13 protein-coding genes are annotated in these 13,192 nt (G+C 66.6%); 12 read left to right on the top strand and 1 reads right to left on the bottom strand.

The window, feature by feature from the left end; genetic code table 11:
• The first annotated feature begins 128 nt into the window (after positions 1–128).
• The 8 genes from ACFYVR_RS26630 (at position 129) to ACFYVR_RS26595 (ending at position 8,421) form a co-directional block, all read left to right on the top strand.
• Positions 129–353 (top strand): hypothetical protein, encoded by a 225-nt coding sequence (locus ACFYVR_RS26630; RefSeq protein WP_387479296.1) that lies wholly within the window; start codon positions 129–131, stop codon positions 351–353.
• A gap of 103 nt (positions 354–456) precedes the next feature.
• Positions 457–2,118 carry an OB-fold domain-containing protein gene (locus tag ACFYVR_RS26625; protein WP_387479293.1) on the top strand — a complete coding sequence of 554 codons (1,662 nt, stop codon included), beginning with the start codon at positions 457–459 and terminating at the stop codon, positions 2,116–2,118.
• 35 nt (positions 2,119–2,153) lie between these two features.
• A complete protein-coding gene (locus ACFYVR_RS26620) occupies positions 2,154–3,383 on the top strand; it encodes a CaiB/BaiF CoA transferase family protein (RefSeq protein WP_387479290.1) in 1,230 nt (409 codons plus the stop codon).
• Positions 3,384–3,428: 45 nt separating this feature from the next.
• Positions 3,429–3,686 carry a transposase gene (locus tag ACFYVR_RS26615; RefSeq protein WP_387479287.1) on the top strand — a complete coding sequence of 86 codons (258 nt, stop codon included), beginning with the start codon at positions 3,429–3,431 and terminating at the stop codon, positions 3,684–3,686.
• Between the two features lie 608 nt (positions 3,687–4,294).
• Positions 4,295–5,749, top strand: coding sequence for an aldehyde dehydrogenase family protein (locus ACFYVR_RS26610; protein WP_387479284.1), 1,455 nt, complete (start codon positions 4,295–4,297; stop codon positions 5,747–5,749).
• A 61-nt stretch (positions 5,750–5,810) separates the two neighbouring features.
• Positions 5,811–6,671 (top strand): mycofactocin-coupled SDR family oxidoreductase, encoded by an 861-nt coding sequence (locus ACFYVR_RS26605; RefSeq protein ID WP_387479281.1) that lies wholly within the window; start codon positions 5,811–5,813, stop codon positions 6,669–6,671.
• Between the two features lie 111 nt (positions 6,672–6,782).
• Positions 6,783–6,998, top strand: a complete 216-nt coding sequence (locus tag ACFYVR_RS26600; protein WP_387479278.1) for a ferredoxin — start codon at positions 6,783–6,785, stop codon at positions 6,996–6,998.
• A gap of 55 nt (positions 6,999–7,053) precedes the next feature.
• On the top strand, positions 7,054–8,421 hold the full coding sequence (locus tag ACFYVR_RS26595) for a cytochrome P450 (RefSeq protein ID WP_387479275.1): 1,368 nt from the start codon (positions 7,054–7,056) through the stop codon (positions 8,419–8,421).
• A gap of 105 nt (positions 8,422–8,526) precedes the next feature.
• Here the strand turns inward: ACFYVR_RS26595 and ACFYVR_RS26590 are convergent, their stop codons facing one another.
• Positions 8,527–9,291, bottom strand: coding sequence for an SDR family NAD(P)-dependent oxidoreductase (locus ACFYVR_RS26590; protein ID WP_387479272.1), 765 nt, complete (start codon positions 9,289–9,291; stop codon positions 8,527–8,529).
• A 138-nt stretch (positions 9,292–9,429) separates the two neighbouring features.
• Between ACFYVR_RS26590 and ACFYVR_RS26585 the strand changes: the two genes are divergently transcribed.
• The 4 genes from ACFYVR_RS26585 to ACFYVR_RS26570 all read left to right on the top strand — a co-directional run.
• A complete protein-coding gene (locus ACFYVR_RS26585; protein WP_387479269.1) occupies positions 9,430–9,966 on the top strand; it encodes a DoxX family protein in 537 nt (178 codons plus the stop codon).
• Positions 9,967–9,974: 8 nt separating this feature from the next.
• A complete protein-coding gene (locus ACFYVR_RS26580; protein ID WP_387479299.1) occupies positions 9,975–10,724 on the top strand; it encodes a tyrosine-protein phosphatase in 750 nt (249 codons plus the stop codon).
• A gap of 17 nt (positions 10,725–10,741) precedes the next feature.
• Entirely contained in the window at positions 10,742–12,352 is a 1,611-nt protein-coding gene (locus tag ACFYVR_RS26575; RefSeq protein ID WP_387479266.1) for an AMP-binding protein, read from the top strand.
• 121 nt (positions 12,353–12,473) lie between these two features.
• A partial coding sequence (locus tag ACFYVR_RS26570; protein ID WP_387479263.1) for a phosphotransferase family protein occupies positions 12,474–13,192 on the top strand: 719 nt, incomplete at its 3' end.

Raw genomic sequence — 13,192 nt, 5'->3', positions numbered from 1 at the left:
AGGTCCAGGACGCCATGATCGACGTCCCCGACGACGAAGTCGAGAAAATGGTCGAAACCAACGCCCGCGCCCTCCTCAACTTCCCCCGCAACTGATTCTGTCGCTGCCGAGAGAAGCCGAGGACTGCCATGGAAGAACAGATCGAGCAACTGCCCGAGGACGACTGGGTCGACCAGGATCTGCTCACCCGTGATCTCGCGGGTGACCTGCTCGACGCGGAGATCGCCGCCGAGAAGGAACGACTCGACGGGCCGGACCACGACGATTCCCTCCTCAGTCGAGCCGACCGGGAGCGCCGACTCACCGCGATGATCGCGGTCCGGGATCGCCATCGCGCTCCGAACGTCCTGTAGTCGTACCGAAGAACCGGCACCTGGATCCGACGAGGACCCGAGTGCACACCGATTCCTCCCGCCCAAGCGAGGACGAGGAATCGGGAACGAAGATGGAGAACCGATGAGTCCAATCGTGGACACCGGTCGGCCGCTGCCGCAGCCGACACTGGCCAGTGCCGAGTTCTGGGCTTCCGGAGCCGACGGGGTGCTTCGGATCGCTCAGTGCTCGGCGTGCGGCAAGCGTGCACACCCGCAGTCGGTGCTGTGCCCGGACTGCGGTGGACGCAAGATGCCTCTACAGCCGGTGTCGGGCAAGGCCGTCGTCGTCGGTGTTACGACCAATGTCCAGCAGTGGCTGCCGAAGTTCCCGCCGCCGTACGTCATCGCGATCGTGGCACTGGCCGAGGACTCGGACGTGCGGCTGACCACGAACATCGTCGGGTGCGAGCCGGACGAGGTTCGGGTCGGTACGCAGGTCCGGGTCGTGTTCGAGCAGGCCGACGAGGACATCTGGCTTCCGCTGTTCGAGATCGACCCGGATGCCGGTGGCGAGCCGGGGCAGGTCCCCGAACCCGAGAACTACCGCGCCCGGCTGCGGCCGCCGGTCAGCACCGAGCGGTTCGAGGACCGGGTCGCGATCAGCGGGGTCGGGCAGTCCCAGGTCGGTCGACGGCTCATGGTGGATCCGCTCTCGCTGACCGTCGACGCCTGCCTGGCCGCAGTCGCGGACGCGGGCCTGACTCTCGACGACATCGACGGACTGTCGACCTACCCGGGCCGATCGGTCGGGGGCATGTCCGAAGGCGGCATCATGCCCGTCGAGCAGGCTCTGCGAATTCGCCCCACCTGGGTCAACGCAGGTGGCGAACTGCCCGGGCAGAACGGGTCCCTCGTCGCCGCGATGCTCGCCGTCGCCTCGGGCCTGTGCCGGCACGTGCTGTGCTTCCGCACGGTGTGGGAGTCCTCGCACTCCGACCTCGTCCGCTCCGGCAAGTGGGCAGCGGGCGGAGGGCGTGCCACCGACATGTTCGAGTTCCGGCACCCGTTCGGTGCGATGTCGGCAGCCAACTGGATTGCCTGCCAGGCGTCGAACTACTTCCACCGCTACGGCGACGCCAAGAAGGCACTCGGCGCCATCGCCGTCAATGCCCGGAGCAACGCGTCGGCCAACCCCGAGGCCGTCTACCGCGACCCGATCACCATGGAGGACTACCTCACGGCCCGGCCGGTGTCCACGCCGTTCGGACTGTACGACTGCGACGTTCCCGTCGACGGTGCCGTCGCGGTGATCGTGTCGGCGGTCGACACCGTCGCGGACCTGCCCCACAAGCCGGTCTTCGTCGAGTCGGTCGGCACCCAGATGATGGAGAACCTGTCCTGGGACCAGGGCACCCTCTCCCACCTGCCGCAGTCCCTCGGCCCCTCGGCTCACCTGTGGAGTCGGACGGACCTGCGGCCCGAGGACGTCGATGTCGCACTCCTCTACGACGGTTTCACGTTCAATGCACTCTCCTGGCTCGAAGCCCTCGGTTTCTGCGAGCTCGGCGGAGCGAGCGACTTCATCGACGGCGGTCGCGGTATCGCCATCGACGGACGACTTCCACTGAACACCCACGGCGGCCAACTGTCCGCCGGCCGCACACACGGATACGGGTTCTTCCGCGAAGCTGTGTTGCAGCTCCGCGGGCAGGCGCCCGGACGTCAGGTCGCCGACCCGCATGTCGCCGTCGTCAGCTCGGGCGGAGGAGTCCCCTCGGGGGCGATTCTGCTCCGCGCCGACTGACACCCGAACCCATCAACACACGAACAGGAGTCCGCATGGACCGTCCACTGGAGGGCATCCGCGTCCTCGAAGTCGCTCAGTACACCTTCGTACCCGCCGCCGGCGCGGTTCTCGCCGACTGGGGTGCCGACATCATCAAGGTCGAGCACGCAGAGACCGGCGATCCGCAGCGCGGGCTGGTCCGCGTGCTCGGATACGACGCCAACCGTGCCGGGTCGTCGTTCGCGCCGATCATGGAAGGCCCGAACCGCAGCAAGCGCAGCATCGGCATCGACCTGTCGGTTCCCGAAGCCCGTCCGGTGCTCGAGGAACTGATCCGGCGCAGCGACGTCTTCCTCACCAACTACCTCCCCGGGCCTCGCGCCAAGCTTGGCCTGACCCTGGAAGATGTTCGGGCGATCAATCCGAACATCATCTACGTCACCGGTAGTGGTTTCGGCAGCGAGGGCCCCGATGCCGCCAGCGGCGCCTACGACTCCACCGGCTTCTGGGCCCGAGGCGGGAGCGCCGAGGGAATCATGGCGCCCGGTGCCGATCACGTGACGTTCATGCCCGCCGGAGCCTACGGCGACAACATCGGCGGTATGACGATCGCCGGTGGTATCGCCGCCGCGATCGCCGGACGCGAGCGCACCGGTGAACCGTCGGTCGTGGACGTCTCCCTCCTCGGTGTCGCAGCTTGGGCGACCCAGTTCACGGTCAATCTCGCGTTGTTCACCGGTGGCCCGCTTCCCAAGGTGCAGAAGACCACACAGGCGGCTGGCAACCCCCTGACCGGTGCATACCGCACCGCCGACGACCGGTGGCTGCAGTTCTCGATGCTCCAGCCGACGCGCTTCTGGAACGAGTTCGTGATGCTCCTCGGCCTCGACCACCTCGTGGACGATCCCCGTTTCGCGACGATGGCTGGGATCACCGAAAATGCCGAAACGATCGTCTCCTGGTTCGCGGATGCGATCGCAGCCCGGCCCTACGACGAGTGGACCGAGATCTTCCAGAAACTCAGCGGCCCTTGGGCACCGCTGCAGAACAGCTGGGAACTCGGCCACGACCAGGCGCTCGTCGCCAACGGCCGGATAGTCGATCTCGTCGACGCAGACGGCGAGAGCCAGCAGCTCGTGGCGAATCCGGTCAAGTTCGACAATGCTCCCGTCAAGATGGTTCGCGCACCTCAGTTCGCCGAGCACACCGACGAAATCCTCCAGGAGCTCGGCATCGACGACGAGAACCTCATCGGCCTGAAGATCGCCGGCGCCGTCACCTAGGGCGTGTCTGGCGAACATGTGAACCGTTGCACATGAGTCTGTCCGGTGACGCGGTTTCAGGTGTTGTCAGATGAGCAGTGGGAGGCGGTTTCGGACTTGTTGCCGGTGCGGACCGGGCGTCGGGGGCGGCCGTTCTCCGATGCGCGGTCGATGGTCGCGGGCATCATGTACCGCTACCGGTGTGGGATCGCGTGGCGGGACGTGCCGGAGATGTTCGAGCCGTGGCAGACGATCTGGACCTGGCATCGCCGGATGGCTGGTGACGGCACACCTGGGACCGGGTCCTCCAACGCCATCGGGTGACTCGACCGAACCCGAGAGCTGTGCCGCGAACAGGGAAGGCGCCGGGCAACTGCCCGGCGCCGATCTCCCGCCGATTGTCCGACATGTCCTGAACGCGCATTCGGTGTCGCCGGTGCACACGTTCCACCACCTCGTGGCGGCGGAGACTCCGGAAACGGCGCGAGCCGGCACGACGAGTTCTACTGCGAGCCAGTCCGATTCGTGCCTTCCCACGCCGAACAGGTCGACGATCCGATACTCACTGGCGGGAAATTCTCCCTACACCGGCGATCTCTCGACCTGCGCAGTACTCCGTCCAGCCAAGGCCGCGTTCCCCGCGATCCGCCCACGGGTGTTCGGGCGGCCTGCGGCACTCTCGGGTTGCATGAGCCGAGAACGAATTACGTCTTGTCTTACCATCTAACTAGTTATACTCTCTGTGTGTGATCCACCTCTCATCCCGCGGGGGTGCGGGGTTGATCAGTCTCACGTTCTCCGGGCCGAGGTCAATCGGTCTGTAAGCACCAAAGATGTTGCAGGGCAGGCATCCTGGGGGGCATCCAACTGAGTTGAAATGCGCTCGGCCGCCCCGAGCAACAGCGGTGATCCAATCTCGAGGGAAGTGGTGTATGAGCAGCTCCGAATACCGCATGCTGATCGATGGTGACCTGGTCGCCGCAGCGGACGGGCAGGTGTACGAGAACATCAATCCGGCGACCGAAGAGGTCATCGGCACCGCGCCGAAGGCCAACTCGGCCGACGTGGAGCGCGCAATCCTCGCGGCCCGGCGGGCCTTCGACACCACGAGCTGGTCGACCGACACCGCGTTCCGCCGCAAGTGCCTGATCCAGCTGCAGGACGCCCTGCGCAAGAACGTCGAGGAGTTGCGGCCGATCGTCGTCGCCGAGGGGGGCCTGCCGCTCGCCCTGACGTACGACGTCGGGCTGGACGGCGGCATCGAAATGATGAGCCACTACATCGATCTGCTCGACACCTACGATTTCGAGCGGGTCATCACTCCGATCCCGGGTGACGAGGCGGCACGCCGCATCGTGCGGCGTGAGGCGGCCGGGGTGGTCTCGGCGATCACTCCGTGGAACTACCCCGTCTTCTTGGCAATCGCCAAGCTCGCCCCGGCGCTGGCCGCCGGGTGCACCGTCGTCCTCAAGCCGGCACCGGACACCCCGTGGAACACCCTCGAGATCGGCCGGTTCGTCATCGAGCACACGGACATTCCGGCAGGTGTGGTCAACATCGTCTCCACCGACGACAACGAGGTTGCTGCCCTGCTGACCACCCACCCGGCGGTGGACGCGGTCACCTTCACCGGATCGACCACCACGGGCCGCCGGATCATGGCTGCGGCCGCACCGACGGTCAAGCGTCTGACGCTCGAGCTGGGCGGCAAGTCCTCGGCGATCCTGCTCGACGACGCCGACTTCGCTTCCGCTGTCCCCTTCGTCGCGGCGACCACCATGAGCCATGCCGGCCAGGGCTGCGGCATCTACTCGCGGCTGCTCGTCCCTCGTTCCCGCGTCGACGAAGCCGTCGAGATCGCCGTCGCGACCATGAAGCAGATTCCGTGGGGCGATCCCACCGACGTCAACAGCTACATGGGGCCGCTGGCCAACAAGCGCCAGTACGAGTCGGTGCTGCGCTACTACGAGATCGCCAAGCGGGACGGCCGGGTCGTGCTGGGCGGCAACGCCAGCGACCGGTTCGAGAAGGGTTACTGGGTCGAGCCGACCGTCGTGACCGACATCGACTCTCTCTCGCCGGTGCCGCAGGAGGAGATCTTCGGTCCCCTGCTGTGCGTGCTGCCGTTCGACAGTGACGACGACGCCATCGAGATCTCCAACAACACCATCTACGGCCTCGCCGGCGGTGTCTGGAGCCCGAACCTCGATCGCGCCGCACATGTCGCAAACGGCATGCGCGCGAGCTCCATCCAGATCAACGACCAGATGTGGAACCACCAGACCGCGCCGTTCGGTGGCTACAAGCAGAGCGGCATCGGCCGCGAGTGGGGCGTCGAGGGACTCGAGGATTTCCTCGAGGTGAAGTCGATCGCTCGCCCCGCCTGAACCCTCTTCCCCACGGGGACAGATCTTTCCGACAAGCAGAATTCACAGCGAGGAGTACATGATGGGCAGAGTTGAAGGCAAGGTTGCATTCATCACCGGCGCGGCCCGCGGACAGGGTCGCAGTCACGCGGTGCGGCTCGCCGAAGAGGGCGCCGACATCATCGCGATCGACATCTGTAAGGACGTTCCGTCCAACACGTATGCGATGTCGCGGCCGGAGGATCTCAAGGAGACCGCCCGCCTGGTGGAGGCCCATGGGCGACGCATCGTCACCGTCGAGGCCGACGTCCGGGAGAAGGACGAGCTGGCGGCCGCGCTGGCGCGCGGGGTCGAGGAGTTCGGTCGACTCGACATCGTCGTCGCCAACGCGGGCATCTGCCCGATGCTCAGCGATGCCGGCATGCAGGGCTGGATCGACGTCATCGGTGTCAACCTCATAGGTGCCATGAACGCCATTCACGAGGCTATTCCGTACCTGAAGGAGGGCGGGTCGGTCATCGCCACCGGCTCGACCGCGGCACTCATGCCTTCGGGTGGTGTCGACAACCCCGGTGCAGATCCGGGTGGCGCCGGCTATCCCGTCGCCAAGCAGTTGCTCACCCATTACGTGAACGACCTCGCCCGCGTCCTGGCGCCGCGGATGATCCGCGCGAACGTTGTTCATCCCACGAACGTCAACACCGCGATGCTGCAGAGCGACGCAATGGCCCGTATCTTCCGGCCGGACCTGGAGAGCCCGACCATGGAGGACGCGCGCGAAGCATTCAAGGTTCAGCAATCGATGCCCGTTTCGTGGGTCGACCCCGTGGACATCAGCAATGCGGTTGTCTACCTGGCCTCGGACGAGTCGCGATATGTCACGGGCACGCAAATGCGCATCGACGCCGGTGGCTACCTCAAGTGGTACCCGTTCCACGTCTAGCCAGGTCGTGTTGCACAAGTTGTCCCACGCCGGCCTGTTTCGATTCTCGCGGCGGAGCAATTTCGAACCGCGGCCGGGTGCGCCACGCAATGGAGTAAGGAGGAATCCATCATGAAGGTTCATGTCGACGACAAGGTCTGCCAGGGCCACACGATCTGCGCGATGCTCGCCCCCGACGTCTTCGCGCTCAGGGACGAGGACGGTCACGGGTACGCGATCGACGGTGAGGTCCCCGCCGAGTCCGAGGCGGTGGCGAGCGAAGCCGTGCGCTCGTGCCCGGAGCGGGCGATCAGTGAGGTCCTCGACCGAGCCGCTCAGGAAGCCTGATTCGTAATACTGTCTCGCGCTGAGGAAGAGCGCCTCGATCGCACCGGAGTACATCATGACAACGAACGAAGTCGTCAACGCCGACGATCTGAAGAAGTGCCCGATCGACTACGAACGGCATGGGCCCGGGTTCCGCGAAGAGTTCGTCGCGCGCACCCAGGAACTCCACGCGAAGTGCCCGGTCGCGTGGACCAACTCGTACGAGGACCACTGGGTGGCCAGTGGTATGGACGAGGTGTTCGCGATCGCTCGCCGACCGGAGGTGACCAACTTCCGCGACGCGGACGGGAGCGTGAACGGCTACAAGGGCATCTCCATCCCGTCGTACGACTACGGTCCGTACAACACGCCGTCCTTCCTCGAGCTGGATCCGCCGGAGCAGACCGACTACCGGAAGGTTCTCAACCCCTACCTGTCGCCGGCCGCCGTCGCCCGGTGGCTTCCGGTCATCGACGATCTCGTCCATGCGTGCATCGACGAGAAGATCGAGAGCGGCAACATCGATTTCGTGCACGACGTGGCCAACGTCGTGCCCGCGATCGTGACGATGGGCATGCTCGGTCTGCCGCTGACCGACTGGGAGGTTCACAACGAGCCGGCCCATGCGCTCATGTACACCCCGCCGGGGTCGCCCGACCACGACAGGGTCACGCAGATGGCCATGGAGAGCCGCGCAGCCCTGACGGCGGCGGTGCCGGAGGTGCGAGCCAATCCCCGGCCGGGCCTGATCGACGCTCTCGTCAACGCGACGGTCGTGGGCAGGCCACTCACCGACCAGGAGATCACCGGCACGACGATGCTGCTCGTCGGCGGTGGATTCGACACCACCACCGCGCTGACGGGTCAGTCCATCCTGTGGCTGTCCCAGCACCCGGAGCAGCGGGCACGTCTCATCCGGGAGATCGACACCCTCCTCGACGGGGCGACGGAGGAGTTCCTCCGGTACTTCACCCCCGCGGTGGGTGACGCACGCACCTTCAACGCGGACGTCGAGATCAACGGCGTTCAGTTCAAAGAGGGTGAGCGCGTGTGGGTCTCGTGGGCGATGGCCAACCGGTCGGCCGACGTGTTCCCGAACCCGGACGAGGTCGACTTCGACCGGCGGGCGAACCGGCACGCCGCCTTCGGCCTCGGCATTCACCGCTGCATCGGCTCGAACGTCGCGCGTGTCCTGTTCAAGCGGATGATCACCGCGGTGCTCGAGCGCATGCCCGACTTCGCCGTCGATCCCACGAAGGTGGTCCACTACCAGTCGGTGGGCCAGATCAACGGGTTGGTGAACATGCCCGCGACGTTCACCCCGGGTGAGCGACGCGGTCCGGGCCTGGCGGCGACCATGGAACGGCTCCAGCAGCTCATCGTCGAGCAGCGTCTGGCGGAGCCGGTGACGGCACGGAAGGACTCAGCCCTGCTCGGTGGCTGAGGTTCTCACACGACACGAGGGGCGGTACTCGATCCGAGTACCGCCCCTCGTTGTGTCGTCGACCGCCGATGCCCACGGGATCGGGTCGGCCGGTTCCGCTGCTGGTTAGACCGGAGCCATCCGGATCGCACCGTCGATGCGGATCGTCTCGCCGTTGATCATCGCGTTGTCCACGATCGCCAGTGCGAGCTTGGCGTACTCGGACGGATCGCCGAGCCGGCTGGGGTGGGGCACCTGGGACGCCAGCGAATCGCGCACCTTCTCGGACAGGCCACCGAGGATCGGGGTCTCGAAGGTGCCGGGTGCGATCGTCACGACGCGAACGAGCTTGCGCGCGAGATCGCGCGCGGCCACGATCGTCAATCCCGCGACGCCCGCCTTGGCGGAGGAGTACGCCGCCTGGCCGATCTGGCCCTCGAACGCGGCCACGGACGCGGTCATGATGATGACGCCGCGTTCGCCGTCGACCGCCTCGTTCTTGACCATCCGGGCGGCGGCCAGGCGGGCCACGTTGAAGGTGCCGACGAGATTGGTGTCGATGACCTGCTTGTAGAGCTCCAGGTCGCCGGCGCTTCCGTCCTTGTCGACCAGTCGAACCTTGCCGCCGCGACCGGCGCAGTGGACGACGGCACGCAACGGCGCCGACTGCTCGGCTGCCGCCAGGGCAGCGTCGACGGCCTCGGGATCGCGAACGTCGGCCGGCATGAAGGTCGCCAGATCGCCGAGTTCGGATGCCACAGCCGCGCCGTTCGAGGACGGCAGGTCGATGAGGACGGTCGGAACGCCACGGGCGATGAATGCCTCTGCGGTCGCTCGGCCGAGTCCGGAAGCGCCGCCTGTGACTGCGGCGGACGCGTTGGTGAGGTCCATGGATAGCCTTTCGCGAAAGATGTGAGCGAGGTTCCGGTCGGTGGAGCCGACCCGCTTCGCCCCTCTTTTGATAACCTAGTTAGAGAGGTAATATTTGTCTAGAAAGCCCTGGGTAGGACGGCCGGTCCCCCCGGCGCGATGGACGGAGCAGTAGTGGAAGCGATAGACGCCGGCTTGTTGATCCTGCGGGTCTGCCTGGGACTGACGATGGCCGCACACGGATACGGAAAACTCTTCCGCGGAGGACGCATTCCGGGGACCGCCGGATGGTTCGAGAGCATCGGCATGCGGCCCGGCACGGCGAATGCGTGGCTCGCCTCGATCACCGAGGTCGCAGCCGGAATCGCGTTCGCACTCGGCCTGCTGACTCCGTTCGCTGCCGCAGCGTTCGTATCCCTGATGTTCGTCGCCACCTGGACCGTGCATCGCGGCAAGGGCTTCTTCGTCGTGTCGGGCGGCTGGGAGTACAACCTCGTCCTCGCTGTGGGAGCGATCGCGGTCGCGATCACCGGCGCGGGTGTTGCAAGCCTCGACAACCTGATCTTCGGCGACAACATCCTGACCGGCTGGGCGGGTGGCCTCATCGCGCTGGTGGGCGGGCTCATCGCGGCGGGTGCGCTCCTCGCCGCGGTGTACCGGCCTGAACCTGCGAAGGTTTCGGTGGATGCGTCGTGAGCGCGGACATGGCCTGTGAACAAACGGAAGTGCCGTCGGGCGAACGGATTCGAACAGGCGCCCCAGGATTGGTCAACCTGCGCGACGTCGGTGGACTCGCCTTCGCCGACGGAGGCGTGAGCGCGACCGGAGTCCTGTATCGCGGCGACGCCCCGTACGAGGGCGACTCCGCGGTCCCCGACCTGGATTCGTGGCCGCCGGCCTGCGTCGTCGATCTTCGAGGTGTACGCGAACGTGCGCGCTTCCCCTATCAGTGGCCCGCCGAATCCGTCGTGCACCACGTTCCGATGCTGGACGCCGCTGCGCCCGACGCCGCACCCACCGACCTGGCAGAGGTCTTCGTCCGCATGCTGAACGGCGGAAAGATCTGGGCAGGCGACCTCCTCCGGATCGTCGCCGGCTCACCCGGAGCCACTCTGGTGCACTGCACGGCGGGCAAGGACCGAACCGGCGTCGCTGTGGCCGCCCTGCTCCTCGGCGCGGGAGTGAAGCCGGAGGACGTCGTCGCCGACTTCGTCCGCACCGAGTCGGCGTTGGCAGACCTGTATGCACGGTGGATCGAAGTCGGTGTGCGCAAGCACGATTCACCTCCGCTGCCCGAGAAGTACATGCATGCTCCGATCGAAGCGATCGAACCCGTCATCGACCGTCTGACGGCGGCCCGAGGAGGGCCGGCTCAATGGCTTGTCGACAACGGTGCAGACCCGGCGGACCTCGCCGTCTGGCGGGCGCGGCTGCGGGGAGACGCCGAGCTGTGAACCGCGGCGCGCCTCGCGTGCGAACGCCTGCTGTGAGCGGCGGCGGACTTTCCGAGCTGTGGTACCGGGAGGGCTACCACAGCGACCGCACATGGGTGGACGTGTTGTCCGACAACGGTTCCCCCGGGGCGCAGAAGCAGATCGTGTACGCCGCAGCGGACGGCATGCGGGTGGTGACCACCGTCGGTGAAATCCGCCAGGCCGCAACGCACGTGGCAGCGGGACTTCAGGCTCACGGCGTACGTCCCGGGGACGCGGTCGCGGTGCAGTTGACCAACAGTGCCGAGGCGTCGGTGGCGTATGCGGCCGTCCTGCTGGCCGGCGCGGTCCTTGTTCCAATCGTGCACATCTACGGACCGAACGAGGTTCGGTTCATCCTCGAACAATCGGAAGCCACCGTGTTGATCCAGCCGGATCGGTGGCGCGCGATCGACTACACCGGTCGGATCGAGGGCTACTCGGATCTGTCGTCGCTCCGGCACGCGGTGACCGTCGGTGACGACGCCGCGCCCGGTGCGATCCCCTGGCGCGAACTGTCGAGCCCGCGCGAGTACGTCCGGCCGGCAGTGCACGCGGACGACGTCGCCCTGCTCATCTACACCTCGGGAACGACGGCTGCTCCCAAGGGAGTTCAACACAGCCACAACTCCCTGCTCGCCGAAGTGCGCTCCGCCCGGGGGACGTCCGCCACCCGTGCCGATTCCGTGCAGCTCGTGTCGTTCCCGCCCGGACACATCGCAGGAGTCAGCAGCGTGCTCCGACCCCTCGTGCACGGCCGCAGCGCCGTCTACATGGAGAGCTGGGACGCCGCTCTCGCCGCGGACTTGATCGCGCAGTACCGGGTCACCGCGACCTCGGGCACACCGTTCCATCTCGCCGGCCTCCTGGACGTCGACGGCGTCGCAGACAAGCTGACGACGCTGTCGGACTTCCTGATCGGGGCGGCCACGGTCCCCGAAGGACTGGTCCGACGTGCGGCGACCGCCGGTGTCGCGACGTTTCGTTGCTACGGCTCCACCGAACATCCCACCGCCACGTCCGGCCACTCCGGTGAGGAGGAGGACGCGCGGCTGCGGACCGACGGCGCGCCGATGGACGGCGTTCGGGTACGCATCGTCGACGACGATGGCGTCGACGTACCGGTCGGTGTCGACGGCGAGGTGCTCCTGCAGGGGCCGGACCAGTTCGTCGGATACCGAGACGAGAGCCTGAACGCCGACGCGTTCACCGGCGACGGATGGTTGCGCACCGGGGATCTCGGACATCTGGACCAGGCCGGTCGGCTGACCATCACCGACCGGATCAAGGACGTGGTGATCAGGGCGGGGGAAACGATCTCCTCCGGCCAGGTGGAGGACGTGCTTGCCACCCATCCCGCGGTGGCGGAAGGGGCTGTGGTCGCGGCCCCTGATCCTCGTTACGGGGAGTTGGTCGCGGCCGTTGTCGTGATCGAGCCCGGTATGACGCTCACCCTCGACGATCTTCGTACCCATTTCGCGGGCTCCGGCCTGGCCCGACAGAAGACCCCGGAGAAGCTGGTGGTCGTCGACGCTTTGCCGCGAACCTCGCTCGGCAAGGTCCGCAAGTCGGACCTGAGGGCCGAACACTTTCCCCTCGGACCGGGTTAGGCTCCGTCGCAAGGCTCTTCGGTGATTTCACAAGCCGACGTGGTATTGACATGGGGCGTGAAACCAAGAATGATATTCACAGAATCGCAATCTCACTTTCCTCATCAAACAGAGGATCCCCATGACGAAGTTACCTACGCACCCCGAGCTGCTGACCGAGATCGGCATTCGCGCTGCGGAAGCCGGCCGCCTGTGGCGCTCCGGCATTCGGGTCGACAACGTGCGTCCACTGACCGGCGGTACGTCGAGCCTGACGTTCATCGCCGACATCTCGGGCGGCGACACCGCAGAGTCGGTCGTGCTCAAGGTCGCCCCCCCGGGACTGGCGCCGGTGAACAACCGTGACGTGATCCGCCAGGGTCGCGTGATGCAGGCGCTCCAGGGAGTTCCGGGTGTCGCCGCTCCGGCCGTGTACTTCCAGGACGCCGGTGACCCGCCGTTCGTGGCGATGCAGATGGTCCGCGGAGAATGCGTGGAACCGCTTCTCGTCGCGGACCGACCGCGGGACGAGGCCACGCTGGCGCAGACCCGTGCCCGATTCCTCGATGCGACGCGGATGCTGGCTCACCTGCATTCGGTCGATCCGGCGGACATCGGCCTCGGTGGCGAGCCGGTCGTCTCTCTGGGAGACGAGATAGACAGGTGGACAAGGTCTTTCGAGACACTTCCGGACGACCTCCGCGGTGACTACGAGACCTGTGGAAAGGCCCTGCACGCCACAATGCCTGTTGCCGCGCGACCGGTGGTCAATCACGGCGACTACCGCCTCGGCAACACCCTGTGCGACGGTGACCGTGTCACGGCCATCATCGACTGGGAGATCTGGTCCGTCGGCGACCC

This window comes from Rhodococcus sp. NPDC003318 (assembly GCF_042879035.1).
Lineage (GTDB): Bacteria > Actinomycetota > Actinomycetes > Mycobacteriales > Mycobacteriaceae > Rhodococcus_G.
Note: the sequence above shows the minus strand (reverse complement) of the source record. Positions and strands in the feature narration are given on the sequence as shown.

What these genes read in the sequence shown, in the direction of transcription:
- ACFYVR_RS26590 (WP_387479272.1), bottom strand. Translation starts at nt 9,291, where the DNA reads ATGGACCTCACCAACGCGTCCGCCGCAGTCACAGGCGGCGCTTCCGGA.
- ACFYVR_RS26625 (WP_387479293.1), top strand. Translation starts at nt 457, where the DNA reads ATGAGTCCAATCGTGGACACCGGTCGGCCGCTGCCGCAGCCGACACTG.
- ACFYVR_RS26610 (WP_387479284.1), top strand. Translation starts at nt 4,295, where the DNA reads ATGAGCAGCTCCGAATACCGCATGCTGATCGATGGTGACCTGGTCGCC.
- ACFYVR_RS26585 (WP_387479269.1), top strand. Translation starts at nt 9,430, where the DNA reads ATGGACGGAGCAGTAGTGGAAGCGATAGACGCCGGCTTGTTGATCCTG.
- ACFYVR_RS26630 (WP_387479296.1), top strand. Translation starts at nt 129, where the DNA reads ATGGAAGAACAGATCGAGCAACTGCCCGAGGACGACTGGGTCGACCAG.
- ACFYVR_RS26620 (WP_387479290.1), top strand. Translation starts at nt 2,154, where the DNA reads ATGGACCGTCCACTGGAGGGCATCCGCGTCCTCGAAGTCGCTCAGTAC.
- ACFYVR_RS26580 (WP_387479299.1), top strand. Translation starts at nt 9,975, where the DNA reads ATGGCCTGTGAACAAACGGAAGTGCCGTCGGGCGAACGGATTCGAACA.
- ACFYVR_RS26605 (WP_387479281.1), top strand. Translation starts at nt 5,811, where the DNA reads ATGGGCAGAGTTGAAGGCAAGGTTGCATTCATCACCGGCGCGGCCCGC.
- ACFYVR_RS26600 (WP_387479278.1), top strand. Translation starts at nt 6,783, where the DNA reads ATGAAGGTTCATGTCGACGACAAGGTCTGCCAGGGCCACACGATCTGC.
- ACFYVR_RS26595 (WP_387479275.1), top strand. Translation starts at nt 7,054, where the DNA reads ATGACAACGAACGAAGTCGTCAACGCCGACGATCTGAAGAAGTGCCCG.